This window comes from Enterobacter sp. Y17, assembly GCF_019730495.1.
GTDB classification, from domain to species: Bacteria; Pseudomonadota; Gammaproteobacteria; order Enterobacterales; family Enterobacteriaceae; genus Enterobacter; species Enterobacter asburiae_B.
Genome location: NZ_JAASKP010000001.1, coordinates 2,393,276 through 2,418,863, shown reverse-complemented (window position 1 = coordinate 2,418,863; position 25,588 = coordinate 2,393,276). Strand labels below are relative to the sequence as shown.

Genomic DNA, 25,588 nt, shown 5'->3' with positions numbered 1-25,588 from the left:
CTGACATCATTCACAACTATGCTGCCCATCAATCGCTCGCAACATCCTGTTTTTGCATTGCTCTTTGCGATGCTGTTTTTCTTCGCCACGGCGCCGCTGACCTGGGCCCGCGCCGATAACAGCAATGATATTCCCTCGCGCGGCGATGTTCAGTCGCAGCTCGACACGCTGAACAAACAAAAAGATCTCTCCCCTCAGGAGAAACTCGTCCAGCAGGATCTGACGGAAACGCTGGAAACGCTGGATAAAATTGAACGCATCAAAGCGGAAACCGTCCAGCTTCGCCAGAAGGTGGCGCAGGCGCCTGAAAACATGCGTAAGGCCACCGACGCGCTGAATGCCCTCAGCGATGTGGATAACGATGACGAGACGCGCAAGACGCTCTCGACGCTCTCTTTACGCCAGCTGGAGTCCCGCGTCGCGCAGCTGCTTGACGACCTGCAAACCGCGCAGTCGGATCTCGCAACCTATAACAGCCAGCTTGTCTCGCTTCAGACCCAGCCCGAGCGCGTGCAAAACGCGATGTACGCCGCGTCTCAGCAGCTGCAGCAGATCCGCAACCGTCTGAACGGCACGATGGTAGGCGAAGGCACGCTGCGCCCGACGCAGCAAACCCTGCTGCTGGTACAGCAGACCTTGCTCAATGCGCAAATCGAACAGCAGCGTAAAAGCCTGGAAGGGAATACGGTGCTGCAGGACACGCTTCAGAAACAGCGTGATTACGTCACCGCGAATATTAACCGCCTGGAACACCAGCTTCAGCTGTTGCAGGAGGCGGTAAACAGCAAACGCCTGACCCTGACGGAAAAAACCGCCCAGGAGGCCGTATCGCCTGACGAAACCGCCCGCATTCAGGCAAATCCGCTGGTGAAACAGGAGCTCGAGGCCAACCACCAGCTTAGCCAGCGCCTGATACTGGCGACGGAAAACGGCAACTCGCTGGTTCAGCAAAATATCAAAGTGAAGAACTGGCTGGATCGCGCGCTGCAGGCTGAACGCAACATCAAAGAGCAGATTGCGGTCCTGAAGGGCAGCCTCCTGCTGTCGCGTATTCTCTACCAGCAGCAGCAGACGCTCCCGTCCGCCGATGAGCTGGAGGACATGACCAACCGCATTGCGGATTTACGTCTGGAACAGTTTGACGTCAACCAGCAGCGTGATGCCCTTTTCCAGAGCGATGCCTTTGTCGCCAAAATTGAAGAGGGGCATTCCAGCGACGTGAACCCGGAAGTGCACGACGCGCTGCTCCAGGTCGTCGATATGCGTCGCGAGCTGCTGGACCAGCTCAACAAACAGCTGGGCAACCAGCTGATGATGGCCATTAACCTGCAAATCAACCAGCAGCAGCTGGTGAGCGTCTCGAAAAGTCTGCAGGAGATACTGACCCAGCAGATTTTCTGGGTGAACAGCAACAAGCCGATGGACTGGGACTGGGTCAAATCCTTCCCGGAGACGCTGAAAACGCAGATTAAGAGCATGAAGATCACCGTAAACTGGGAGAAAGCCTGGCCTGCGGTGACGATTGCCCTGCTGGCGGGATTACCGCTGCTGCTGATTGCCGGTCTGATCCGCTGGCGTCTGGGCTGGCTGAGAAACTACCAGGCGAAGCTGGCCTCCGAAGTGGGGCAGCTGCGCAACGATAGCCAGCTCCATACGCCAAAAGCGATTCTCATCGATCTCATCCGCGCCCTGCCGGTGTGTCTGATTATTCTGGCCGTGGGCCTGATTCTGCTCACCATGCAGCTCAACGTCAGCGACCTGCTGTGGGCGTTCAGTAAAAAACTGGCGCTGTTCTGGCTGGTGTTTGGCGTGTGCTGGAAGGTGCTGGAAAAAGACGGCGTGGCGGTGCGTCATTTCAACATGCCTGCGCAGCTGACCAGCCACTGGCGTCGTCAGATTGTGCGCATCAGCCTGGCGCTCCTGCCGCTGCACTTCTGGTCGGTTGTCTCTGAGCTTTCTCCGCTGCACCTGATGGATGACGTGCTGGGCCAGCTGGTTATCCTGCTGAACCTGCTGCTGATCGCGATCCTGATGTGGCCGATGTGCCGCGACAGCTGGCGTGATAAAGAGTCCCACAATATTCGCCTGGCCACCGTGACGGTGCTGGCGATCATTCCGCTGGCGCTGATGGTGCTGACGGCAACGGGCTACTTCTATACCACGCTGCGCCTGTCCGGGCGCTGGATTGAAACGGTCTATCTGGTGATCGTCTGGAACCTGCTCTATCAGACCGTGCTGCGCGGCCTGAGCGTGGCGGCCCGCCGCATCGCCTATCGCCGTGCTATCGCGCGTCGTCAGCATCAGGTGAAAGAGGGGGCCGAAGGCGCGGAGCCTCAGGAAGAGCCGACCATTGCCCTGGAGCAGGTTAACCAGCAGACGCTGCGCATCACCATGCTGGTGATGATCGCCCTGTTTGCGGTGATGTTCTGGGCTATCTGGTCCGATCTTATTACCGTTTTCGCCTATCTCGACAGTATTACCCTCTGGCAATACAACGGTACCGAAGCGGGCGCGGCGGTCATGAAAAGCGTGACCATGGGTAGCCTGCTGTTTGCGCTGGTGTCGTCGGTGGTGGCCTGGGCGCTGATTCGCAACCTGCCAGGCCTGCTCGAAGTGCTGCTCCTGTCGCGTCTGAATCTCCGCCAGGGGGCGTCCTACGCCATTACCACGATCCTCAACTACGTGATCATTATTGTTGGGGCGATGACGGTCTTTGGCTCGCTTGGCGTCTCGTGGGATAAACTGCAGTGGCTGGCGGCCGCCCTCTCGGTCGGTCTTGGTTTTGGCCTGCAGGAGATCTTCGGTAACTTTGTGTCCGGCCTGATCATCCTGTTCGAACGTCCGGTACGAATCGGCGATACCGTCACCATCGGCACCTTCTCCGGTACGGTCAGCAAGATCCGTATTCGTGCCACCACCATCACCGACTTCGATCGCAAAGAGGTGATCATCCCGAACAAAGCGTTCGTGACCGAGCGCCTGATCAACTGGTCGCTTTCCGATACGGTGACGCGCGTGGTGATCCGCCTGGGCGTAGCCTACGGATCGGATCTGGAGAAGGTGAAAGAGGTACTGCTCAAGGCGGCGTCAGAACATCCGAAAGTGATGCACGATCCGGCGCCGGCGGTCTTCTTCACCACCTTTGGGCCGAGCACGCTGGATCACGAGCTGCGTTTATACGTGCGCGAGCTGCGTGACCGCAGCTACACGGTGGATGAACTCAACCGTTCTATCGATCGTCTGTGCCGTGAAAACGATATTAATATCGCCTTCAACCAGCTCGAGGTTCACCTGCGCAACGAGAAAGGTGATGAGCATACGGAAGTGAAGCGCGACATTAAGGGTGACGATCCTACGCCTGCTTAATCTATTTTCTCTCAGCCCTCAGGGGCGAGGGAACGATTTTCCCCCTCTCCCTCAGGGAGAGGGTTGGGGTGAGGGTAATTTTCCTTCAAAATCCCGCCGCACAATCTCCAGCGCCTTAAGCACCGTCTCGGCGGGGATCTCATGATTCTCGAGAAGCATAATCAAATCGACGGCCAGCTTGACCTCATCGGGTGCATTTTCCAGTGACATGGGTGTGGCTCCTGTTAACGGGTCAAACGTTCAATGACGCGCTCAATCTCGTCCCGCGCCTGACGGCAGCGGACGATACGTCCTTCCAGCGCGCTAATCTCGCGCATCAATAGCTGCTGCTCTTCCAGCGTCTCGCTGTTGTTTAGCCGCGTCTCGCGCTCGCGCTTCATCTCAAACAGCCGGCGCTCAAACTCCTGGTTCTCCAGCCGCTTGCGCTGCCATTTACCGAGCCCCGGCGAGGCGCTGTCCCAGGCGCGCAGCGGCCAGGCGGCGATTTCGCGATGCAGAGCGGTGATCTGCTCTGTGAGATGCTCTGCGAGCCACGCCACCTGTTCCTGCTGTTCACTCTCAACCGCATGGCGAAGCTCGTCGAGGTTCGTCTGCGCTTCCGCCAGGTAATCCTGAATGACGGTGCTGCGGGTACGAAAAAGCTGCCGGTCAAAGCGCGGTTTCAGCGTGGCGTGGCCCATCAGCGGTGTAGCCTGCTCCCGCAGAGCACTAAGCTGATTTTGCAGCCTCTCAAGAAGCAGTGCTGTTTTCAAGGCGCTCTCCAGTGGTAAAGTAGCCGTTCAGTTTGATAACGATTCGCATTATGAAGCGTACTATTTTAATCATCATTGGCTGGCTCGCGGTAGTGCTTGGCACGCTGGGCGTGTTTTTACCCTTGCTGCCGACCACCCCGTTTATCCTGCTTGCGGCCTGGTGCTTCGCCCGCTCGTCGCCGCGTTTTCACCACTGGCTGCTCTATCGCTCGTGGTTTGGCGGCTATCTGCGGCACTGGCAAAAACACCGGGCCATACCGCCCGGCGCGAAGCCGCGCGCGATCGCGGTGATCCTCATCACCTTCGCTATTTCATTATGGCTGGTGAAAATGATGTGGGTACGTATTCTGCTGCTGGCGATCCTCTCCTGCCTGCTTTTCTTCATGTGGCGGATCCCCGTGGTTGATGAAAAGCAACAAAAGCACTGAAGCCTCATCATGGCTGTTGCAATTATCACGCGCAGCCAGTAAATTCGACCGTTTTCGAGCACAGGTGCGCCTGGTCAAAGGTTAAACAATTGTTGCCTTGGCCGACTCGTTGCGCGCTGTGAGTAACACTGTTTCATTTAGGCAAAACCGATGACCGCAACTGCACAGCAGCTTGAATATCTGAAAAACAGCATCAAAAGCATCCAGGACTATCCAAAGCCTGGCATTCTTTTCCGTGATGTCACCAGCTTGCTGGAAGACCCGAAAGCGTACGCGCTCAGCATTGAACTGCTGGTCGAGCGTTATAAAAACGCCGGGATCACCAAAGTAGTAGGTACCGAAGCCCGTGGCTTCCTGTTTGGCGCACCGGTTGCGCTGGCAATGGGCGTGGGTTTTGTGCCGGTGCGTAAGCCGCGCAAACTGCCGCGTGAAACCATTGCTGAGAGCTATGAGCTGGAGTACGGCACCGATCAGCTGGAGATCCACGTTGATGCGATCAAGCCTGGCGACAAAGTGCTGGTGGTGGACGATCTGCTGGCAACCGGCGGTACCATTGAAGCGACCGTGAAATTGATCCGTCGTCTGGGTGGTGAAGTGACCGACGCGGCATTCATCATCAACCTGTTCGATCTCGGCGGTGAACAGCGCCTGGAAAAACAGGGCATCACCAGCTACAGCCTGGTGCCTTTCCCGGGTCATTAATCCCGGTTTTCACAACCTCGCTCAATGGGTGAGGTTGTGATAGCATTCCCCTCCATAAATTCACCTTCCAGCGTTGCAGAGCCTGCCCATGAGTTATCAGGTGTTAGCCCGTAAATGGCGACCACAAACCTTTGCTGACGTTGTCGGTCAGGAACATGTGCTGACGGCCCTGGCGAACGGCTTGTCGCTAGGTCGCATCCATCACGCCTATCTTTTCTCCGGCACCCGCGGCGTCGGTAAGACCTCTATTGCCCGTTTGCTGGCAAAAGGTCTCAACTGCGAAACCGGGATCACCGCCACGCCGTGCGGCGTGTGCGATAACTGCCGGGAGATCGAGCAGGGGCGTTTTGTCGATCTGATCGAGATCGACGCCGCCTCGCGCACCAAAGTGGAAGATACCCGCGATCTGCTCGATAACGTGCAGTACGCCCCGGCGCGCGGCCGCTTCAAGGTCTACCTGATCGATGAAGTGCACATGCTGTCGCGCCACAGTTTCAATGCCCTGCTGAAAACGCTGGAAGAGCCGCCCGCGCATGTGAAGTTCCTGCTGGCGACCACCGATCCGCAAAAGCTGCCGGTCACGATTTTGTCGCGCTGCCTGCAGTTCCACCTGAAGGCGCTGGACGTTGAGCAGATCCGCGCGCAGCTTGAGCACATTCTTGATGAAGAGAAGATTGTTCACGAGCCGCGAGCCCTGCAGCTGCTGGCCCGGGCGGCGGACGGCAGCCTGCGTGATGCGCTCAGCCTGACCGACCAGGCGATTGCCAGCGGTGACGGCAAGCTCTCCACCGAGGCGGTCAGCACCATGCTCGGCACGCTGGATGACGATCAGGCGCTGTCGCTTATCGAGGCGATGATTGCCGCCAACGGCGAACGCGTGATGTCGCAGGTGAACGCGGCCGCTGCCCGGGGTATCGAATGGGAAGGACTGCTGGTTGAGATGCTCAGCCTGCTGCACCGCGTGGCGATGCTGCAGCTTTCACCGTCCGCCATCGGTGCGGATATGGCCGCCATTGAACAGCGGATGCGTGAACTTGCCCGCACCGTGCCGCCTGCCGACGTGCAGCTGTACTATCAGACGCTGCTGATTGGCCGCAAAGAGCTACCTTTCGCGCCGGATCCACGAATGGGCGTTGAAATGACGCTGCTGCGCGCGCTGGCGTTCCACCCGCGCATGCCATTGCCGGAGCCGGAAGCGCCGCGGCAGTCTTTCGCGCCGGTCGCCCCTACGGCGGTGATGTCGCCGCAGCAGGTGCCACCGCAGCCGACACCGCCGCCGCAGCAAAACGTGCCGCTGTCGGATGCCACCAGTTCGGTGCTTGCCGCACGCAGCCAGCTGCAGCGTGCGCAGGGAGTAACCAAACCAAAAAAGAGTGAACCGGCAGCGCCAGGAAGAGCGCGGCCGGTGAACAACGCCGCGCTTGAACGACTGGCCTCGGTAACGGAGCGCGTACAGTCGCGTCCGGCACCGTCCGCGCTTGAGCAGAAAGCCCCGGTGAAAGAAGAGGCTTACCGCTGGAAGGCAACCACCATCACCGAAGAGGTGAAGGAAGAGGTCGCCACGCCGAAAGCGCTGAAAAAGGCGCTGGAGCATGAGAAAACGCCGGAGCTTTCCGCGAAGCTTGCTGAAGAGTCCATTGCGCGCGACGCCTGGGCCGCCGAGGTCAGCAAACTCCAGCTGCCGAAGCTGGTCGAGCAGGTCGCGCTGAATGCCTGGAAAGAGCAGGATGGTAATCAGGTGCGTTTACACCTGCGTCCGGGTCAGCGGCACCTCAATTCTCCTGGCGCGCAAAAGGCGCTGGCGGAGGCGCTCACCGCATTACAGGGTGCGCCGGTTGAATTGACTATCATTGAAGATGATAATCCGGCAGTGAAAACGCCGCTCGAGTGGCGCCAGGCCATTTATGAAGAAAAGCTCGCGCAGGCGCGCGAGGCGATTATTGCGGATAACAACATTCAGACCCTGCGCCGGTTCTTCGACGCCGATCTGGATGAAGAGAGTATTCGCCCCATTTGATCGTGAGTCTGACTTACGGTTGTAATCCTTAAACGTGAAAGAAGAGAGAAGCCTATGTTTGGTGGAAAAGGCGGTCTGGGTGGCCTGATGAAGCAGGCTCAGCAGATGCAGGAAAAAATGCAGAAGATGCAGGAAGAGATCGCTCAGCTGGAAGTCACGGGTGAATCCGGTGCCGGTCTGGTCAAAGTGACCATCAACGGTGCGCACAACTGCCGTCGCGTGGAAATCGACCCGAGCCTGCTCGAAGACGACAAAGAGATGCTGGAAGATCTGGTTGCAGCCGCGTTTAACGATGCCGCTCGCCGTATCGACGAAACTCAGAAAGAGAAAATGGCCTCTGTTTCCAGCGGTATGCAGCTTCCGCCTGGCTTCAAGATGCCATTCTGATGCAAACCAGTCCGCTGCTCACGCAGTTAATGGAAGCACTGCGCTGCCTGCCGGGCGTTGGCCCGAAGTCGGCGCAGCGCATGGCGTTTACGCTATTGCAGCGCGACCGCAGCGGCGGGATGCGCCTGGCGCAGGCTTTAACCCGCGCCATGTCAGAAATTGGTCACTGTGCGGATTGCCGCACCTTTACCGAGCAGGACGTGTGTAACATCTGTACGAACCCGCGTCGTCAGGAAAACGGTCAGATTTGCGTGGTGGAGAGTCCGGCGGACATCTACGCCATCGAACAAACCGGGCAGTTTTCCGGCCGCTACTTCGTGCTGATGGGGCATCTCTCCCCGCTGGACGGTATTGGCCCGGATGATATCGGTCTTGACCGCCTTGAACAGCGTCTTGAGTCCGAAACCATCAAAGAGGTGATCCTCGCCACCAACCCGACGGTGGAAGGAGAGGCAACCGCCAACTACATCGCCGAACTGTGCTCGCAGTACGGCGTTGACGCCAGCCGCATCGCCCACGGCGTGCCGGTGGGCGGCGAGCTGGAAATGGTCGACGGCACCACGCTGTCGCACTCTCTGGCCGGGCGTCACAAGATTATTTTCTGACCAAACGGAGGCTGCGCGCGCGGCCTCCGCTTGAAAATTTCCCCCCTTATCCCCATCTCTCACTCAACGTTTTAAAACCCCATTAAATGGCATTGTTGAGGTCGACATAGATGAAAGGACAAGAAACCCGTGGTTTCCAGTCAGAAGTAAAACAGCTTCTGCACCTGATGATCCATTCCCTGTATTCCAACAAAGAAATTTTCCTGCGTGAGCTGATTTCCAACGCCTCGGACGCGGCGGACAAGCTGCGCTTCCGCGCGCTGTCCAACCCGGACCTGTACGAAGGTGACGGCGAGCTGCGCGTGCGCGTCTCGTTCAATAAAGAGAACCGCACCCTGACCATCGCCGATAACGGCATCGGGATGAACCGCGACGAGGTGATCGACCACCTCGGCACCATCGCCAAATCCGGCACCAAAGCGTTCCTTGAGTCCATGGGCTCTGACCAGGCGAAAGACAGCCAGCTCATCGGCCAGTTCGGCGTGGGCTTCTACTCGGCGTTTATCGTGGCCGACAAAGTTACCGTCCGTACCCGTGCGGCAGGCGACAGCGCCGAGAACGGCGTGCTGTGGGAATCCAAAGGGGAAGGCGAATATACCGTTGATGACATCACCAAAGCGGATCGCGGTACCGAAATCACCCTGCACCTGCGTGAAGGGGAAGATGATTTCCTGAACGACTGGCGCGTGCGCTCCATCATCAGCAAATATTCCGATCACATCGCCCTGCCGGTAGAGATTGAAAAACAGGAAGAGAAAGACGGTGAAACCGTGGTTTCCTGGGAGAAGATCAACAAGGCGCAGGCGCTGTGGACGCGCAACAAGTCTGAAATTAAAGACGACGAATACAACGAGTTCTACAAGCACATCGCCCACGACTTTACCGACCCGCTGACCTGGAGCCACAACCGCGTGGAAGGTAAGCAGGAGTACACCAGCCTGCTGTACATTCCGGCACAGGCGCCGTGGGACATGTGGAACCGCGATCACAAGCACGGCCTGAAGCTGTACGTGCAGCGCGTGTTCATCATGGACGACGCCGAGCAGTTCATGCCGAACTACCTGCGCTTCGTGCGTGGTCTGATCGATTCCAACGATCTGCCGCTGAACGTCTCCCGTGAGATCCTTCAGGACAGCACCGTCACCCGTAACCTGCGCAACGCCCTGACCAAACGTGCGCTGCAGATGCTGGAGAAACTGGCGAAAGACGATGCGGAAAAATATCAGACCTTCTGGAAACAGTTTGGCCTGGTGCTGAAAGAAGGCCCGGCAGAAGACACCGCGAACGTTGAAACGATCGCCAGGCTGCTGCGCTTCGCCTCTACGCACACCGACTCCTCCGCGCAGACCGTGTCGCTGGAAGAGTACGTCTCCCGCATGAAAGAAGGGCAGGAGAAGATCTACTACATCACCGCCGACAGCTACGCGGCGGCGAAGAGCAGCCCGCACCTGGAGCTGCTGCGTAAGAAAGGCATCGAAGTGCTGCTGCTTTCTGACCGCATCGACGAGTGGATGATGAACTACCTGACCGAGTTCGACGGTAAGGCGTTCCAGTCCGTAGCCAAGGCCGACGAGTCCATCGACAAGCTGGCGGATGAAGTGGACGAAAGCGCGAAAGAAGCCGAGAAGGCGCTGGAGCCGTTCGTTGAGCGCGTGAAAAACCTGCTGGGCGAGCGCGTGAAAGAGGTACGCTTCACGCACCGTCTGACCGACACCCCGGCCATTGTCACTACCGATGCGGACGAAATGAGCACCCAGATGGCGAAACTGTTCGCGGCGGCGGGCCAGGCGATGCCGGAAGTGAAATATATCTTTGAGCTTAATCCGGATCATCCGCTGGTGAAACGCGCGGCGGATACCCAGGACGACGCCCGCTTTGCCGAGTGGGTTGAGCTGCTGCTGGATCAGTCCCTGCTGGCCGAGCGCGGCACGCTGGAAGATCCTAACCTGTTCATTAAACGTGTGAATGCGCTGCTGCTGGCGTAATTGACCACGCCTCCCCTGGTCTTCTCCCTCTCCCGTGGGAGAGGGCCGGGGTGAGGGCACCAGACCGCACCCTCCCAAATAATCTCCCCCCGTTAACCGTTTCAGCCTTCCCGCCTTCCTTGAGCGATGCCCGTTCTGATGGTATTGTTTAGCGCTTTTGAAAAATTGAAACGACTTTTGAGGGGATTTTCGCAATGCGTATTATTCTGCTTGGCGCTCCGGGCGCGGGTAAAGGAACTCAGGCTCAGTTCATCATGGAGAAATACGGTATTCCGCAAATCTCCACCGGTGACATGCTGCGCGCCGCTGTAAAATCTGGCTCCGAGCTGGGTAAACAAGCGAAAGACATCATGGACGCAGGCAAGCTGGTGACCGACGAGCTGGTTATTGCTCTGGTCAAAGAGCGCATTGCGCAGGAAGACTGCCGTAACGGTTTCCTGCTGGACGGCTTCCCACGCACCATTCCTCAGGCTGACGCCATGAAAGAAGCGGGCATCAACGTGGACTACGTTCTGGAGTTCGACGTACCGGACGAGCTGATCGTTGACCGTATCGTTGGCCGTCGCGTACACGCTGCTTCTGGCCGCGTTTACCACATAAAATTCAACCCGCCTAAGGTTGAAGGCAAAGACGACGTGACCGGCGAAGAGCTGACCACCCGTAAAGACGATCAGGAAGAGACCGTGCGTAAACGCCTGGTGGAATACCATCAGATGACCGCGCCTCTGATCGGCTACTACACCAAAGAAGCGCAGGCGGGTAACACCAAATACGCCAAAGTTGACGGCACCAAAGCCGTGGCTGACGTACGTGCAGAGCTGGAAAAAATCCTCGGCTAATCGCGCGCCTCTCACCCGGGCTCCCGGGTGAGAAATATTCTCATCTTACCTATTACAGCAATGGGTTTCGTTTAAACGCATTTCCGCTACAATTGACAACCTATCAAATGGTTAAGAGGCGTGAATGAGTCAGGCGAAAACCGGCATCCTGCTTGCCAATCTGGGCACTCCAGAAGCACCTACATCAGACGCGGTAAAACGCTACCTGCGACAATTTTTAAGCGACACGCGCGTCGTGGATTTCCCGAGACTGCTGTGGTGGCCGCTGCTGCGTGGCGTCATTCTGCCGATTCGTTCTCCGCGCGTCGCCAAACTTTATCAGTCCGTCTGGATGGAAGAGGGCTCGCCGCTGATGGTATACAGCCGTCGCCAGGAAAAAGCGCTGGCCGCCCGACTGCCGGATATGCCCGTCGCGCTCGGCATGAGCTACGGAAAACCGTCCCTGCAAAGCGCGGTGGAATCACTGCTGGCGCAGGGCGTGGACCATATCGTCGTGCTGGCGCTCTACCCGCAGTACTCCTGCTCGACGGTGGCCGCCGTCTGGGACGAGCTGGCCCGCATTCTGGCGACCCGCCGCCGCATTCCGGGCGTGACCTTTATTCGAGACTACGCGGATAACGATCTCTACATCCAGGCGCTTGCCAACAGCGCGCGCGCGTCGTTTGAAAAGCACGGCGAGCCGGATCTGCTGCTGCTCTCCTATCACGGGATCCCGCAGCGTTTCGCCAATGAAGGGGATGATTATCCGCAGCGCTGCCGCGATACCACGCGCGAGCTGGTTTCCGCCCTTGGCCTGCCGCCGGAGAAGGTGATGATGACCTTCCAGTCGCGCTTCGGTCGCGAGCCGTGGCTGACGCCTTATACCGATGAAACCCTCAAAATGCTGGGTGAGAAGGGCGTGAAGCACATTCAGGTGATGTCGCCGGGCTTCTCGGCAGACTGTCTGGAAACGCTGGAGGAGATCGCGGTGCAAAACCGGGAATTTTTCCTTGAGGCTGGCGGCGAAAAGTATGAGTACATTCCGGCGCTTAACGACTCGCCTGAGCATATCGACATGATGGTCTCGCTGGTAACGAACAGCCGCTGATCGCACTCCGGGCCGGGTTTGTGCTACCATTCCCGGCCCATATTCTTCGTACAGTTCAGACCATGAAATTTCCCGGTAAACGCAAATCCAAACACTACTTCCCCGTCGATGCCCGCGACCCGCTCCTGCAGCAAATCCAGCCAGAAAACGAAACCAGCGCGGCATGGGTCGTCGGTATCGATCAGACGCTGGTGGACATTGAAGCGAAAGTGGATGATGCGTTTGTCGCCCGTTACGGTCTGAGCGCCGGTCACTCGCTGGTGATTGAGGACGACGTTGCCGAAGCGCTGTATCAGGAGCTGGTGCGCGCAAACCTGATTACCCATCAGTTCGCCGGTGGCACCATCGGCAATACCATGCACAACTACTCCGTGCTGGCCGACGACCGCTCGGTGCTGCTCGGCGTGATGTGCAGCAATATCGAAATCGGTGGCTATGCCTACCGCTATCTCTGCAACACCTCCAGCCGTACCGATCTGAACTACCTTCAGGGCGTCGACGGGCCTATTGGCCGCTGCTTTACGCTGATTAGCGATTCCGGCGAGCGTACTTTTGCCATCAGCCCGGGTCATATGAACAAGCTGCGCGCCGAGAGTATTCCGGAAGAGGTGATCGCGGGCGCCTCGGCGCTGGTGCTGACTTCCTATCTGGTGCGCTGTAAGCCGGGCGAGCCGATGCCGGAAGCGACCATGAAAGCGATCGAGTACGCGAAGAAATACAACGTGCCGGTCGTTCTGACGCTGGGCACAAAATTCGTTATCGCCGATAACCCGGAGTGGTGGCAGGCGTTCCTGAAAGAGCACGTCTCGATTCTGGCGATGAACGAAGAAGAGGCCGAAGCGCTGACCGGCGAAAGCGATCCGCTGCTGGCGTCTGACAAAGCGCTGGACTGGGTGGATCTGGTGCTCTGTACCGCCGGCCCGGTTGGGCTGTACATGGCGGGCTTCACGGAAGAAGAGAGCAAGCGCAAAACCCAGCACCCGCTGCTGCCCGGTGCGATTGCCGAGTTCAACCAGTACGAGTTCAGCCGCGGCATGCGCTACAAAGACTGCGTGAATCCGCTGCGTATCTACTCTCATATCGCGCCGTATATGGGCGGGCCGGAGAAGATCATGAACACCAACGGTGCGGGCGACGGCGCGCTGGCCGCACTGCTGCACGACATCACCGCTAATGCCTACCATAAAACCAACGTGCCGAACTCCAGCAAGCACAAGTTCAGCTGGCTGACCTATTCCTCGCTGGCACAGGTGTGTAAATATGCCAACCGCGTGAGCTATCAGGTACTGAACCAGCACTCCCCGCGCTTAACGCGTGGGCTGCCGGAACGTGAAGACAGCCTCGAAGAGGCTTACTGGGACAGGTAAAAGCAAAACGGCAACCCTGGTTGCCGTTTTTAGTGTTTGTTCCCTCTCCCTGTGGGAGAGGGTCAGGGTGAGGGCATCAGGCCGCACCAAACTTACCCCGTCACAGCCTCTTCAACCGGCGGTTTCTCCAGCAGCGTCAGCATCGTATTCGCAATCTCGCGCTCGCCCATCACCACCTTATTCGCACCGCGTTCGGTAATGTACTCCACCTCGTCGTCATAGTGCGCCCGGGCGATAATCTCAATCGTTGGGCACTTCTCGCGCGCGGAGGCCACAATTTCACCCGCTTCATAGCCGTTAGGTATGGTCAGCAGCAGCCAGCGCGCGCAGTCCAGGTGCGCCAGATTCATGATCTCTTCGTTTGCCGCATTGCCCAGTACCGCACGAATGCCGCGCTCGCGCAGCTCGTCGACGCGGGTGCGTGAGGTCTCAATCACCACCAGCGGAATGCCCTGCGCCATCAGCTTCTCACCGAGCAGGCTGCCCACGCGGCCAAAGCCGACCAGCAGGGCGTGATTGCAAATATCCACCGGGATCTGCTTCTCTTCTTCGATGGCCTCTTCCAGCGTCTGTTCTTCCAGCGTTTCGGTTTTATCGAGGTATTTTTCCAGCAGGGCAAACAGCACCGGGTTCAGCATAATCGACAGGATCGCCCCCGCCAGCACCAGGTTTTGCCCCGCCTGCGGCAGCAGGTTTAGGGCCATGCCCAGACCGGCCAGAATAAAGGCGAACTCACCGATCTGCGCCAGGCTGGCGGCGATGGTCAACGCCGTGCGCGGGGAGTGGCCGAACATTCTCACCAGGAAGAAGGCGGCGAGCGACTTACCAAAGATGATGATCGCCAGCGTGCCCAGCACGGCCAGCGGCTGGTGAATCAGGACCATCGGGTCAAACAGCATCCCGACGGAGACGAAGAACAGCACGGCGAAGGCATCGCGCAGCGGCAGAGTGTCATGCGCCGCGCGGTGGCTCAGCTCGGATTCGTTCAGCACCATCCCGGCGAAGAATGCGCCCAGGGCAAAGGAGACGTCAAACAGCTCTACGGCACCAAAAGCGATACCCAGCGCCAGCGCCAGCACGGAGAGGGTAAACAGCTCGCGTGAGCCGGTTGCCGCGCTGCGGGACATGATCCACGGCACCAGACGGCGTCCCACCAGCATCATGATGGCGATAAACGCCACCACCTTACCGATGGTGATACTCATATCCAGCGCCAGCGAGGCCAGGCCGACGTTGTCTTTTTCCATCATCCCGGCGACGGCTGGCAGCAGCACCAGCGTCAGGACCATCACCAGGTCTTCCACAATCAGCCAGCCTATCGCGATTTGCCCGCGCTGGCTGTCTATCAGCTGTCTCTCTTCAAGCGCGCGCAGCAGCACCACGGTGCTGGCGGTTGAGAGACACAGCCCAAATACGATACCGGTCATTAACGACCAGCCCAGCACCGCCGAAAGCGCCATCCCCAGCAGCGTCGCCACCCCAATCTGGGCGATCGCTCCCGGTATGGCGATCGACTTTACCGCCATCAGATCCTTCAGGGAGAAGTGCAGGCCGACGCCAAACATCAGCAGAATCACGCCCAATTCCGCCAGCTCAGGGGCCAGCTTGGTATCCGCCACGAAGCCTGGCGTAAACGGTCCCGCCAGTACACCCGCTAACAGATAGCCGACAAGAGGAGAAATACGCAGCTTATTGGCAATCATGCCGAGGATAAAAGCGAGCACAAGTCCACCAACAATGGTGGTGATAAGCGGTGTGGCGTGGTGCATTCCGTCTCCTTTCGTTGTGGGTGTTCCTTTTTGGCGAAAACCAAAAAACCGAGTAATAGTTTATGACAATTTTTACCCTTATGTTTATGAATTATTGTTGAAGTTTGAATAAAACAGCAATATGCACGTAAAAAAGCGCGTTTTGATAAATTCAGCGAGGGGAAGAAGAAGAAACCCTTATGGCATCAGGATATCAGGTAGCCAAAGTTAAACTTTGGCTACCCGTAATTTACGCTTTATGACGGTTATCAGGCAGGAATATGGTCAACATCCCAAGAAGTGGCAGGAAAGCGCAGATTTTATAAACTAGGAAGATGCTGGTGTGATCCGCCACCATCCCCAACACCGCCGCGCCAAGCCCGCCCATACCGAAGGCGAAACCGAAAAAGAGCCCGGAAACCATACCGATACGGCCAGGCAGCAGCTCCTGGGCATAGACCAGAATGGCGGAAAACGCGGATGCGAGAATAAAACCAATGATCACGGTTAAAATCCCCGTCCATTCAAGGCTGGCGTACGGCAAAATAAGGGTAAACGGCGCCACGCCGAGGATAGAGCCCCAAATGACGTATTTACGCCCAATCTTATCACCCACAGGCCCGCCAATGACTGTGCCGGCCGCAACGGCGAACAGGAAGGCAAACAGGTGGAACTGTGCATTCTGCACCGATAATCCGAATTTTTGCATCAGATAAAAGGTGTAATAGCTGCTGATGCTCGCCATATAGAAGTATTTCGAGAAGATCAGTACCAGCAGCACGGAAACCGCCAGGATAACCTTATTGCGCGGAAGAGGATTGATAACCTTCGCTTTAGGTTTACCTTTATTCACGCGATGCTGAGCGGCATACCAGCGGCTGATCTGCGCCAGCACGATAATGGCCAGCAGAGCGGCCAGCACAAACCAGGCCACGTTGCCTTTGCCGTAAGGGGCAATAATCACCGCGGCCAGCAGCGGGCCGAGAGAGCTACCAAAGTTACCGCCTACCTGGAAGAGCGACTGCGCCAGACCGTGACGTCCCCCGGAGGCCATGCGCGCTACGCGGGAGGACTCCGGATGGAAAACGGACGAGCCGGTGCCTACCAGCGCGGCGGCAATCAGCACCGCTTCAAAGCTCCCCGCCATGGCCAGCAGCACCAGCCCGCTTAGGGTGAAGCACATGCCAATCGGCAGCGACCACGGCATCGGGTATTTATCCGTCCAGTAGCCCACCAGCGGCTGCAGCAGTGAGGAAGCCAGCTGGAAGGTCAGGGTGATCATCCCGATCTGCACGAACGTTAACGAAAACTCGGACTGCAGCAGCGGATAAATTGCCAGAATCAACGACTGGATCATGTCATTGAGCAGGTGCGAGAGACTGATTGCGCCTAAGACTTTAAAGGAGGTGCGCGACGCCGGCGCGCCCGGAACGGGCTGGGTTGATTCACTGATTGCCATAGAGAGAAGTACCACGTTTTTCGTTATTAGAGATGCAGGGTGTAATTATTATCCGACTAACATACCCGTCCGGGACATTTGAAGAAAGTCGCAATTCTGAAAACTTATTTGTCTATTCTTGTTAGTCACTGTAATTTTTGCCTTTGTCTATTGGTCAGGGAGAGAGAAGATGAAGTTTATGAAGCGGGGCGTCGCGCTGGCGCTCATCGCCGCGTGGGGCCTGGTAAGCTTGCCCGCGCAGGCGTATGAAAAAGACAAAACCTATAAAATCACCATTCTGCATACCAACGATCACCACGGTCATTTCTGGCGCAGCGAATACGGCGAATATGGCCTGTCGGCACAGAAAACGCTGGTGGACGGCATTCGCAAAGAGGTGGCTGCCCAGGGCGGCAGCGTGCTGCTGCTGTCGGGTGGCGATATCAATACCGGCGTGCCGGAATCCGATTTACAGGACGCGGAACCTGATTTTCGCGGCATGAACCTGATTGGCTACGACGCGATGGCCGTGGGTAACCACGAGTTCGATAATCCGCTGACCGTGCTGCGTCAGCAGGAAAAATGGGCTAAATTCCCCTTCCTCTCCGCCAATATTTACCAGAAAAGCACCGGCGAACGCCTGTTTAAGCCGTGGGCGCTGTTTAAGCGCCAGGATCTGAAGATTGCGGTCATCGGCTTAACCACTGACGACACGGCGAAAATTGGCAACCCCGAGTTCTTTACCGATATCGAATTCCGCAAACCGGCAGACGAAGCGAAGCTGGTGATTCAGGAGCTGCAGCAAAACGAGAAGCCGGACGTGATTATCGCCACCACGCACATGGGGCACTACGACAACGGCGAGCACGGCTCTAACGCGCCCGGCGACGTGGAAATGGCGCGCAGCCTGCCTGCGGGCTCGCTGGCGATGATTGTGGGTGGTCACTCACAGGATCCGGTGTGTATGGCCTCGGAGAACAAAAAGCAGGTGGACTACGTGCCGGGCACGCCGTGCGCGCCGGACCGTCAGAACGGTATCTGGATTGTTCAGGCGCACGAGTGGGGCAAATACGTCGGCCGGGCGGATTTCGAGTTCCGTAACGGCGAGATGAAGCTGGTCCATTATCAGCTCATCCCGGTCAACCTGAAGAAGAAAGTCACCTACCCGGACGGGAAAAGCGAGCGCGTACTTTACACGCCAGAGATTCCAGAAAACCAGCAGATGCTCTCCCTGCTGACGCCGTTCCAGAACAAAGGCAAGGCGCAGCTGGACGTGAAGATCGGCACGCTGAACGGTCGTCTGGAGGGGGACCGCAGTAAAGTTCGCTTCGTGCAGACCAACATGGGCCACCTGGTGCTGGCGGCGCAAATGGCGCGCACCGGCGCTGACTTCGGCGTGATGAGCGGCGGCGGTATTCGTGATTCCATCGAAGGTGGAAACATTACCTATAAGGACGTCCTGAAGGTGCAGCCTTTCGGCAACGTGGTGGTCTATGCGGACATGAGCGGGAAAGAGGTGATTGACTACCTGACCGCCGTGGCGCAGATGAAGCCGGATTCCGGGGCCTATCCGCAGTTTGCCAACGTCAGCTTTGTGGCGAAAGACGGCAAGCTTAACGACCTGAAGATCAAAGGCGAACCGGTTGACCCGGCCAAAACGTACCGTCTGGCGACGTTAAGCTTTAACGCCACCGGCGGCGACGGCTATCCGCATATTGATAACAAACCGGGATACGTGAATACCGGCTTTATCGATGCGGAAGTGCTGAAGCAGTTCATCGAGCAGAATTCACCGATTGACGTGAATGCGTACGAGCCGAAGGGTGAGGTGAGCTGGCAGTAGTGGTGTGCGGCCTGATGCCCTCACCCCAACCCTCTCCCACCGGGAGAGGGCGCGAACACAAAAAACGGTAACGCCTGTTACCGTTTTGCTTTTACCTCGCAGCCGCCACCGGGCAATTTTCTCAATCCCGGCGCGCAATATCCGCAAACTTCGCGTCCAGCATTTTCGCCAGGTCGCCCGCCGCCAGCTCGATATCCAGCCCGCGTTTGCCGCCGGATATAAAGATGGTTTCAAACTCCTGTGAAGGGGCATCAATCAGCGTCGGCAGGCGTTTTTTCTGCCCGAGCGGACTGATCCCGCCCACCAGATAGCCCGTGGTGCGTTGCGCCACCATCGGATCCGCCATATCCACCTTCTTCGCCCCCAGGGCTTTGGCGACTTTCTTCAGATCAAGCTGTCCCGCCACCGGAGTAACCGCGACGGCGAGGTGTTTCATATCGCCATTCACCGCCACCAGCAGCGTTTTATAAACCTGGTCAGCATTCAGCCCCAGCTTGCGCACCACTTCATCACCAAAGTTAGTTTCATTCGGATCGTGATCGTAAGTGTGGATCCGGAAAGAAATGTTGTTTTTTTCGAGTAATTTAACGGCGGGAGTCATAGCTATCCTTCTTACGACAGACAAATCATGCCATCAGCATACGCCTGACGTTTGTCTAAAAAATAGCACCATCTTGCGCAATAGTATTGGCAGTGATGGTCACTTTGAGCGACAATCGGCTCAACCGAAGGTCTCCTTCGGCATAATAAAAACGATGAAATTCCTCTTTGACGGGCCAATAGAAATATTGGCCATTTTTTTATTTCAACAGTGACGGCAAATTCCCTTCTCCGTACAAATGTAACGCCCCAACCGCCACCACGTAATGCCCCGCGGGCAAAGCATGCAGCGTCTGCCGCCAGGCTTTGTTGCGCGCATTCATCAGCACATCATAAAGCGATTCGCTGAACGTCGAGGGCAATGCCAGCTTACCGTCCTCAGGCGGCGCGTCCAGCCACCAGCCAATCATGGTCTGCAGCAGGCGCGCGTTGGTGTGCCAGTGGGTCAACGTATCATCCAGCAGCATCAGGCCGTCGTCGGGAAGCTGGCGCAGAAGCGCAATCTGGCTGTCCGTCCCTTCCAGCTCAATGACGGGCAGGCTGCGGGCCCTTGCCGCGTTCAGCAGCTGGTAATCAATGCCGTAGTCACCGCGCAGTCCCAGACGCTGCGCCTGCGTAGCCTGCAGCACCATCGCAATTTGCCAGAGCGGCAGGGTGTCAATCATGGAGAGCGACACGCCGGTTTCATCCGCGACGCGCGTCAGTTCGGCAAGCCGGGGATCATCCAGACGTTCCGCCAGAGTGAGAGCGCTTTCCAGCCCGACAAACGGCGACTCCTGACCCGAAATGTCCGCCTCAACGACCAGCGCGTCGGCGCGTTTCAGCAGTTTAATCAGCCCGGGTGGCAGGGGAGACATATCCTGCGTACCCATATGAATACTGCCGACCAGATGCAGGTGCTGCCCGCCGGGGAGAGAGATATCCAGACCGGGCCAGGCATAACGGCGAGGAAAGAGGGCGCGAAACGATGCTTTTATACGATTAAACAGATCCATACGCGCTCCATGAATGGAAAGGTTCATGCTAGCGCGTACGGGTACAAGGTTCAATCCTTCGGTTTAAAGCGCAGCAGGCGGTTGGCGTTGCTCACCACGGTAATGGAGGAGAGCGCCATCGCCGCGCCCGCGACCACCGGGTTAAGCAGCGTGCCGGTCAGCGGCCACAGAATACCGGCCGCGATTGGGATACCGAGGGTGTTATAGACGAACGCTCCCAGCAGGTTCTGCTTCATGTTGCGCAGCGTGGCTTTTGAAATGGCCAGCGCGTCGGCAACGCCCATCAGGCTATGGCGCATCAGCGTAATGGCAGCGGTTTCGATGGCGACATCGCTCCCGCCGCCCATGGCAATCCCGACGTCCGCCTGGGCCAGCGCCGGGGCATCGTTGATGCCGTCGCCGACCATCGCCACCTGACGACCCTGACTTTGCAGTTTCTTGATGGCGTCCGCTTTACCGTCCGGCAGTACGCCTGCAATGACCTCATCAATTCCGGCCTCTTTCGCGATGGCGTTGGCCGTTGTCGGATTGTCCCCGGTCAGCATCACCAGACGATAGCCCGCACGGTGCAGACGCTGCAGGGCGTCCACGCTGTCCTGGCGAAGCGGATCGCGCACGGCCAGCAGCGCGGCGGCTTTGCCATCCACCGCCAGCAGAACCGGCGTGGCGCCCTGAGACGCCTGCGCCTTCAGCTCGCTTTCCAGCGCGGCGGTATCAATACCGTTTTCATTAAGCAATGCCTGGTTACCCAGCAGCAGCGCGTGGCCTTCTGCTTCACCGCTGACGCCGAGCCCGCGCAGGGTGCGGAAATTGCTGACCTGCGGCAGGGCAGAAGCATTCGCTTTATCGAGAATGGCGCGCGCCAGCGGATGGCTGGATCCTTGCTCCAGCGCGGCGGCGAGGCGCAGCGCGTCCTCTTGCGCAATGCCTGCGGTAGTGACGGCCACCACCTGCGGTTTGCCTTCGGTCAGCGTGCCGGTTTTATCAAACACCAGCGTGTCGAGGGTGCTGGCCCGCTGCAGCGCGTCCGCATCCCGTACCAGTACGCCAAATTCGGCCGCGCGGCCTACGCCGGAGATAATCGACATCGGGGTCGCCAGGCCAAGGGCGCAAGGACAGGCGATGATCAGCACCGTGGTGGCGATCACCAGGGTGTAAACAATCTGCGGTGCCGGGCCGAAGAAATACCAGATCGCCGCGCTCAGCAGGGCAATGCCGACCACTACTGGAACAAAAACGGCGGAGATCCTGTCAGCAAGCTGGCCAATTTCCGGCTTGCTGCTCTGCGCCTGGCGCACCATGCGGATGATACGCGACAGCGTCGTGTGGCTGCCGACGGCGCTGGCGGTAAACAGCACGCTGCCGTCCTGCACCACCGTGCCGGCATGAACGGCGTCGCCGTCTGATTTCTGCTGAGGGATAGGCTCGCCGGTCAGCATCGCTTCATCCAGCCAGGCTTCGCCCTGGGTTATCTTGCCGTCAACGGGAACGCGATTGCCCGTCGTCAGGCGCAGCGTCATGCCGGGCTGAACTTCCGCCAGCGGGACGCTTTTCTCCCCCTCGTCCGTGACCACGCGCGCCGTCGGCGGGGTTAAATCAAGCAATCTTTCCAGCGCTTTCGAGGAGCGCTGGCGGGCGCGGGCTTCCAGCATGTGGCCCAGGTTAATCAGGCCGATAATCATCGCGCTGGCTTCGTAATAGAGATGGCGCGCCTCCATCGGGAACCACTGCGGCCAGACGTTCACGCTCATCGAATAGAGCCACGCCGCGCCGGTACCGAGCGCCACCAGCGTATCCATCGTCGCGGTGCGGTTTTTCAGGCTCTTCCAGGCGCTGGTATAGAAATGCCCGCCTGCAAACACCATCACCGCAAGGGTAATCAGACCAATCACCAGCCACAGCGTGCGGTTGTCAGCGGTGACCATCATGTTGTCACCCATCATGCCCCACACCATCACCGGAATACCCACCAGCAGGGCGACAATCGCCTGCCAGCGGAAGCGCTTCATGGTGGCGATAGCCGTTTCCTGCTGGCGCTCGCGGCGCTCGGCATCATCTTCGATGGCCTCCGCCCCGTAGCCCGCTTTCTCAACGGCCTGCACTAAATCTGCGGCGGAGGCGCTGCCCATCACCAGCGCAGTGCGCTCCGCGAGGTTTACCCGTGCCTGCGCGACGCCCGGTACGGCCTGCAAGGCGTTTTGTACCCGGGAGACGCAGCTGGCGCAGCTCATGCCGTTGATCAGCAGCTGTTGGCTGTCGTCAATATCATCAGCTGCCGGAAGCTCAGGAGTGGCCGCTGTCAGTGCTTCCGACGGGGATGATGACTCTGCCAGCGGTTTAGCCTTTGGGTGGCTTAACTCCGCCCCGTAACCGGCCTGCTTGATGGTATCGATCAGCGCATCCGCGCTGGCGCTGCCGGTTACGGCGGCATGATCGATAGTCACGTCAGCGCTTTCAACGTCAGGGCGCTGTTCCAGGCTTTCTTTAACGCGTTTGACGCAGTGGCCGCAGGAGAGGCCGTCCAGCGTCAGGTCGATAGTGTGAGACATAACAAAACTCCCGTATAATGAACTGGTCAGTAGTTGACCGGAGTAACGCTTTTCGCTAACTGTTATGAAGGTTAAACCTTCCATCAAGGGGAAGGTCAAGGGGGAATTGTGAATATCAGTGACGTGGCAAAAAAAACCGGCTTAACCAGCAAGGCAATCCGCTTTTATGAAGAGAAGGGGCTGGTAACGCCACCGCTGCGCAGTGAAAACGGCTACCGCAGCTACACGCAGCTGCATCTGGATGAACTGACGCTGCTGCGCCAGGCAAGACAGGTGGGGTTTAATCTGGAAGAGTGCGGCGAGCTGGTGAACCTGTTTAACGATCCGAAGCGTCACAGCGCCGACGTGAAAAAACGCACGCTGGAAAAAGTGGCCGAAATTGAACGCCACATCATCGAGCTGCAGGCGATGCGCGAACAGCTGCTGCAGCTCGCGGAATCCTGTCCGGGGGATGACAGCGCCGACTGCCCGATTATCGATAATCTTGCCGGCTGCTGTCATCGTAAGGCCTCTGCTTAGCAGGCTTTCACCCGCAGGGTAATGCCTTCCACCGCAATGACCTCAACCCGCGTGCCGGCGCTGAGGTCGTCGTCTGCGACCACCGGCCACGAGCTGTCGCCCACGCGCATATGCCCGCGCCCGTTCACCAGCGAGGTGTCGAGCGTAAAACGCTTGCCGACAATCTGCTGTCCGCGCTGGTTGAGGTGCGCGTCCAGCGGTTTTTGCTCGTTAACCCGCCGGTTTAGCCAGCGCCACCACAGCCACGCGGCCACCAGCGTCAGCACGGCAAATAGCGCACCCTGCCACGCCCAGTCCAGGGGAAGGATCCAGACCAGAAGGCCCGTAATGACGGCGGCAACACCGCTCCAGAGCAGGTAGCCGTTGCCGCCCAGCATCTCCGCCGCCAGCAATAAGCCACCGAGGCTTAGCCAGAAGGCATGAGGATGTGCAGCGATCAGCTCAATCATTTTTTACGCTCGTTTCCGCTGTCTTTAATCAGTTCGGCAATACCGGCGATAGAGCCCATCAGGCTGCTGGCCTCCAGCGGCATCATCACCACTTTGCTGTTGTTCGCCGAGCCGATCTGTTTTAGCGCGTCGGTATATTTTTGCGCGACAAAGTAGTTCACGGCCTGGATATCACCGGCGGCAATCGCCTCGGACACCATCTGGGTGGCGCGGGCTTCCGCTTCTGCCGAACGTTCACGTGCTTCCGCCTGTAAGAATGCGGACTGACGATCGCCTTCCGCTTTCAGGATCTGCGACTGTTTTTCCCCTTCCGCTTTGAGGATCTCCGCCTGACGCACCCCTTCGGCTTCCAGAATGTAGGCGCGCTTGGTTCGCTCGGCCTTCATCTGGGCGTTCATGGAGGCGATCAGCTCCGCCGGCGGGCGCACGTCGCGGATCTCAATACGGGTGACTTTGATCCCCCACGGGTTCGTTGCTTCATCGACAATGTGCAGCAGGCGGGTGTTGATGCTGTCGCGCTGGGAAAGCATTTCGTCCAGCTCCATCGAGCCGAGCACGGTACGGATGTTGGTCATCGTCAGGTTGACGATCGCCAGCTCCAGGTTGCTGACCTCATAGGCCGCTTTCGGCGCATCAATCACCTGAATAAAGCAGACGGCGTCGATGGTGACGTTGGCGTTATCCTTGGAGATGATCTCCTGAGACGGAATGTCCAGTACCTGCTCCATCATGTTGATCTTGCGACCAATCCGGTCCATGAAAGGAACAATCAGGCTTAAGCCCGGCTGGAGGGTGTTGGTGTAGCGACCGAAACGCTCGACGGTCCACTGATAGCCCTGAGGGACAATTTTGACGCCTGCGCCCACAATAACCAGCGCAACGAAAATAAGGACAGGAACAACGATAAGCATAAAAACCTCCTGTTTTGCATGCTGTGATGAGTGAAAGTGTGTGTTTATTGCTCGTAAGTATAGGTAAAGTCAGAGATGAATCCATCACCCGCTTCGGCAATGGCTTTGGATAATCCCTGGTAGTACTTCTCCAGCCCCAGCGCTTCGATACGCTGGATCTGTTCGCGAATGGGGGCGCAGAACAGAACGGCATTCCCCGCTTCAACGCGCTTGTTATTGGGAGGAAGATCGCCCGCGATGGCTTTGAACCACGTTCTGATACCCTGCTTTAAATTATGCGGCGCTTTAGTCAGGTTATCCATGCCCGTCAGAACCTGCAGGGTGGGAAACTCATCGGCCAGCACGGCGGTTTTCATGCGCGCAAAGAACTGGCTGAACAATTCAAACGATCCCAGATCGGTGACGCGCGGTTTGGTCGTTTTACCGTTTTTATTGCCGATTTTCCCTGCGGCTGACGCTGGGGCCGGAACCGCATTCACCTTTTCCAGCTCCAGCCCGAATAACAAATTACAGTGCGCACGGCGCTCTTTCAGCGGATAGGACATCAGCACGTCAATGAATTGGGTGGCCTTTACATCCGCAAGATCGTGGTTGATAAGCCACTGGGTACGAGAAAATTCAGCCGGAGAGACGAACCAGTCGGGTACCTCATTGAAACGTTTGGATTTTCCCTTGCCGTCAAATTCCAGGAAGTGTGTCCCGTTGTCGAAGGCGAAATAGCAATTTTTGAAACTGCCGATCGTGGTGTTCACGATGAGCGCCTTCTTAACAAAATCCACCACCTCTGCGCCAATGACAAAACGCGTGAGTTCCGACGATTTGATGACTTCCATTAATGTTTCGACATCAGGAACACCAGGCTTCAGGGAAGGAAACTCATAAAAGATATGTGCCATGCTGCTTACTTCCTGTAGTGATGGTGGAGACAAATAACAAACAAAAAGTTTAACACTTGCTTTAGCGTGAGGCTATTCGCTCTGTGCGCACGAAAGGATTATGCT

Annotated in this window: 21 protein-coding genes, 1 pseudogene and 1 other annotated feature; of the genes and pseudogenes, 12 read left to right on the top strand and 10 right to left on the bottom strand. The window is 57.9% G+C overall.

Annotated elements, in window-relative coordinates; all coding sequences use genetic code 11:
- The first annotated feature begins 18 nt into the window (after positions 1 to 18).
- Entirely contained in the window at positions 19 to 3,366 is a 3,348-nt protein-coding gene (mscK, locus tag HCH49_RS11430) for a mechanosensitive channel MscK (protein ID WP_221702702.1), read from the top strand.
- 11 nt (positions 3,367 to 3,377) lie between these two features.
- Here the strand turns inward: mscK and rsmS are convergent.
- Both rsmS and priC read right to left on the bottom strand, forming a co-directional pair.
- Positions 3,378 to 3,576 (bottom strand): annotated as a pseudogene (gene rsmS / locus HCH49_RS11425) (pleiotropic regulatory protein RsmS).
- Positions 3,577 to 3,590: 14 nt separating this feature from the next.
- Positions 3,591 to 4,118 (bottom strand): primosomal replication protein N'', encoded by a 528-nt coding sequence (gene priC / locus HCH49_RS11420; RefSeq protein ID WP_047061255.1) that lies wholly within the window; start codon positions 4,116 to 4,118, stop codon positions 3,591 to 3,593.
- Between the two features lie 50 nt (positions 4,119 to 4,168).
- Between priC and HCH49_RS11415 the strand changes: the two genes are divergently transcribed.
- The 9 genes from HCH49_RS11415 (at position 4,169) to HCH49_RS11375 (ending at position 13,535) form a co-directional block, all read left to right on the top strand.
- Positions 4,169 to 4,546, top strand: coding sequence for a DUF454 family protein (locus tag HCH49_RS11415; RefSeq protein WP_221702701.1), 378 nt, complete (start codon positions 4,169 to 4,171; stop codon positions 4,544 to 4,546).
- A gap of 150 nt (positions 4,547 to 4,696) precedes the next feature.
- Entirely contained in the window at positions 4,697 to 5,248 is a 552-nt protein-coding gene (gene apt, locus HCH49_RS11410; RefSeq protein WP_000127359.1) for an adenine phosphoribosyltransferase, read from the top strand.
- A gap of 88 nt (positions 5,249 to 5,336) precedes the next feature.
- The gene (dnaX, locus tag HCH49_RS11405; RefSeq protein ID WP_039263966.1) at positions 5,337 to 7,265 is read left to right on the top strand and encodes a DNA polymerase III subunit gamma/tau; all 1,929 of its coding nucleotides are present in this window, start codon (positions 5,337 to 5,339) and stop codon (positions 7,263 to 7,265) included.
- Positions 6,595 to 6,659, top strand: a sequence feature (DnaX frameshifting element). It overlaps the preceding gene by 65 nt.
- A 54-nt stretch (positions 7,266 to 7,319) precedes the next feature.
- Positions 7,320 to 7,652, top strand: coding sequence for a YbaB/EbfC family nucleoid-associated protein (locus HCH49_RS11400; protein ID WP_003858972.1), 333 nt, complete (start codon positions 7,320 to 7,322; stop codon positions 7,650 to 7,652).
- Entirely contained in the window at positions 7,652 to 8,257 is a 606-nt protein-coding gene (gene recR / locus HCH49_RS11395; protein ID WP_008499298.1) for a recombination mediator RecR, read from the top strand. The genes HCH49_RS11400 and recR overlap by 1 nt, the downstream gene beginning before the upstream one ends.
- 110 nt (positions 8,258 to 8,367) lie before the next feature.
- Positions 8,368 to 10,242 carry a molecular chaperone HtpG gene (gene htpG, locus HCH49_RS11390; protein WP_087822110.1) on the top strand — a complete coding sequence of 625 codons (1,875 nt, stop codon included), beginning with the start codon at positions 8,368 to 8,370 and terminating at the stop codon, positions 10,240 to 10,242.
- A gap of 194 nt (positions 10,243 to 10,436) precedes the next feature.
- Positions 10,437 to 11,081 (top strand): adenylate kinase, encoded by a 645-nt coding sequence (gene adk, locus HCH49_RS11385; protein WP_006809841.1) that lies wholly within the window; start codon positions 10,437 to 10,439, stop codon positions 11,079 to 11,081.
- A gap of 124 nt (positions 11,082 to 11,205) precedes the next feature.
- On the top strand, positions 11,206 to 12,168 hold the full coding sequence (gene hemH, locus HCH49_RS11380) for a ferrochelatase (RefSeq protein WP_033144798.1): 963 nt from the start codon (positions 11,206 to 11,208) through the stop codon (positions 12,166 to 12,168).
- Positions 12,169 to 12,230: 62 nt separating this feature from the next.
- Positions 12,231 to 13,535, top strand: coding sequence for an inosine/guanosine kinase (locus tag HCH49_RS11375; protein WP_221702700.1), 1,305 nt, complete (start codon positions 12,231 to 12,233; stop codon positions 13,533 to 13,535).
- Positions 13,536 to 13,627: 92 nt separating this feature from the next.
- On the opposite strand, the gene ybaL is transcribed toward HCH49_RS11375, so the two are convergent.
- On the bottom strand, positions 13,628 to 15,304 hold the full coding sequence (ybaL, locus tag HCH49_RS11370) for a YbaL family putative K(+) efflux transporter (protein ID WP_063439797.1): 1,677 nt from the start codon (positions 15,302 to 15,304) through the stop codon (positions 13,628 to 13,630).
- A 229-nt stretch (positions 15,305 to 15,533) separates the two neighbouring features.
- Positions 15,534 to 16,742 (bottom strand): MFS transporter, encoded by a 1,209-nt coding sequence (locus HCH49_RS11365; protein ID WP_033144801.1) that lies wholly within the window; start codon positions 16,740 to 16,742, stop codon positions 15,534 to 15,536.
- Positions 16,743 to 16,911: 169 nt separating this feature from the next.
- On the opposite strand from HCH49_RS11365, the gene ushA reads away from it, so the two are divergent.
- Positions 16,912 to 18,564: a bifunctional UDP-sugar hydrolase/5'-nucleotidase UshA gene (ushA, locus tag HCH49_RS11360; protein ID WP_213787623.1), complete on the top strand. Its 1,653-nt coding sequence runs from the start codon at positions 16,912 to 16,914 to the stop codon at positions 18,562 to 18,564.
- 121 nt (positions 18,565 to 18,685) lie between these two features.
- Here ushA and ybaK read toward each other — a convergent pair whose 3' ends face one another.
- The 3 genes from ybaK to copA all read right to left on the bottom strand — a co-directional run bounded on the left by ybaK (position 18,686) and on the right by copA (position 22,708).
- Complete coding sequence (ybaK, locus tag HCH49_RS11355) at positions 18,686 to 19,165, bottom strand: Cys-tRNA(Pro)/Cys-tRNA(Cys) deacylase YbaK (protein ID WP_023310615.1); 480 nt, start codon at positions 19,163 to 19,165, stop codon at positions 18,686 to 18,688.
- A 199-nt stretch (positions 19,166 to 19,364) separates the two neighbouring features.
- Positions 19,365 to 20,159, bottom strand: a complete 795-nt coding sequence (locus tag HCH49_RS11350) for a TraB/GumN family protein (protein WP_221702699.1) — start codon at positions 20,157 to 20,159, stop codon at positions 19,365 to 19,367.
- A gap of 50 nt (positions 20,160 to 20,209) precedes the next feature.
- Positions 20,210 to 22,708: a copper-exporting P-type ATPase CopA gene (gene copA / locus HCH49_RS11345; protein WP_221702698.1), complete on the bottom strand. Its 2,499-nt coding sequence runs from the start codon at positions 22,706 to 22,708 to the stop codon at positions 20,210 to 20,212.
- Positions 22,709 to 22,816: 108 nt separating this feature from the next.
- Between copA and cueR the strand changes: the two genes are divergently transcribed.
- Positions 22,817 to 23,227 carry a Cu(I)-responsive transcriptional regulator gene (gene cueR / locus HCH49_RS11340; protein WP_023310618.1) on the top strand — a complete coding sequence of 137 codons (411 nt, stop codon included), beginning with the start codon at positions 22,817 to 22,819 and terminating at the stop codon, positions 23,225 to 23,227.
- Here cueR and HCH49_RS11335 read toward each other — a convergent pair.
- Genes HCH49_RS11335 through HCH49_RS11325 form a run of 3 tightly spaced genes read right to left on the bottom strand, consistent with a single transcriptional unit; the run spans position 23,224 to position 25,483 of the window.
- Positions 23,224 to 23,676: an NfeD family protein gene (locus HCH49_RS11335; RefSeq protein ID WP_033144807.1), complete on the bottom strand. Its 453-nt coding sequence runs from the start codon at positions 23,674 to 23,676 to the stop codon at positions 23,224 to 23,226. The two genes, cueR and HCH49_RS11335, sit on opposite strands and share 4 nt — an antisense overlap.
- The gene (locus HCH49_RS11330) at positions 23,673 to 24,587 is read right to left on the bottom strand and encodes an SPFH domain-containing protein (protein ID WP_023310620.1); all 915 of its coding nucleotides are present in this window, start codon (positions 24,585 to 24,587) and stop codon (positions 23,673 to 23,675) included. Before HCH49_RS11330 ends, HCH49_RS11335 begins: the two co-directional genes overlap by 4 nt.
- Positions 24,588 to 24,631: 44 nt before the next feature.
- Entirely contained in the window at positions 24,632 to 25,483 is an 852-nt protein-coding gene (locus tag HCH49_RS11325; RefSeq protein ID WP_033144808.1) for a hypothetical protein, read from the bottom strand.
- Positions 25,484 to 25,588: the final 105 nt, after the last annotated feature.

Bases quoted from the DNA above. Each gene is read 5' to 3' on its own strand.
- mscK (WP_221702702.1), top strand. From the start codon at position 19: ATGCTGCCCATCAATCGCTCGCAACATCCTGTTTTTGCATTGCTCTTT.
- HCH49_RS11415 (WP_221702701.1), top strand. From the start codon at position 4,169: ATGAAGCGTACTATTTTAATCATCATTGGCTGGCTCGCGGTAGTGCTT.
- apt (WP_000127359.1), top strand. From the start codon at position 4,697: ATGACCGCAACTGCACAGCAGCTTGAATATCTGAAAAACAGCATCAAA.
- dnaX (WP_039263966.1), top strand. From the start codon at position 5,337: ATGAGTTATCAGGTGTTAGCCCGTAAATGGCGACCACAAACCTTTGCT.
- HCH49_RS11400 (WP_003858972.1), top strand. From the start codon at position 7,320: ATGTTTGGTGGAAAAGGCGGTCTGGGTGGCCTGATGAAGCAGGCTCAG.
- recR (WP_008499298.1), top strand. From the start codon at position 7,652: ATGCAAACCAGTCCGCTGCTCACGCAGTTAATGGAAGCACTGCGCTGC.
- htpG (WP_087822110.1), top strand. From the start codon at position 8,368: ATGAAAGGACAAGAAACCCGTGGTTTCCAGTCAGAAGTAAAACAGCTT.
- adk (WP_006809841.1), top strand. From the start codon at position 10,437: ATGCGTATTATTCTGCTTGGCGCTCCGGGCGCGGGTAAAGGAACTCAG.
- hemH (WP_033144798.1), top strand. From the start codon at position 11,206: ATGAGTCAGGCGAAAACCGGCATCCTGCTTGCCAATCTGGGCACTCCA.
- HCH49_RS11375 (WP_221702700.1), top strand. From the start codon at position 12,231: ATGAAATTTCCCGGTAAACGCAAATCCAAACACTACTTCCCCGTCGAT.
- ybaL (WP_063439797.1), bottom strand. From the start codon at position 15,304: ATGCACCACGCCACACCGCTTATCACCACCATTGTTGGTGGACTTGTG.
- HCH49_RS11365 (WP_033144801.1), bottom strand. From the start codon at position 16,742: ATGGCAATCAGTGAATCAACCCAGCCCGTTCCGGGCGCGCCGGCGTCG.
- ushA (WP_213787623.1), top strand. From the start codon at position 16,912: ATGAAGTTTATGAAGCGGGGCGTCGCGCTGGCGCTCATCGCCGCGTGG.
- ybaK (WP_023310615.1), bottom strand. From the start codon at position 19,165: ATGACTCCCGCCGTTAAATTACTCGAAAAAAACAACATTTCTTTCCGG.
- HCH49_RS11350 (WP_221702699.1), bottom strand. From the start codon at position 20,159: ATGGATCTGTTTAATCGTATAAAAGCATCGTTTCGCGCCCTCTTTCCT.
- copA (WP_221702698.1), bottom strand. From the start codon at position 22,708: ATGTCTCACACTATCGACCTGACGCTGGACGGCCTCTCCTGCGGCCAC.
- HCH49_RS11335 (WP_033144807.1), bottom strand. From the start codon at position 23,676: ATGATTGAGCTGATCGCTGCACATCCTCATGCCTTCTGGCTAAGCCTC.
- HCH49_RS11330 (WP_023310620.1), bottom strand. From the start codon at position 24,587: ATGCTTATCGTTGTTCCTGTCCTTATTTTCGTTGCGCTGGTTATTGTG.
- HCH49_RS11325 (WP_033144808.1), bottom strand. From the start codon at position 25,483: ATGGCACATATCTTTTATGAGTTTCCTTCCCTGAAGCCTGGTGTTCCT.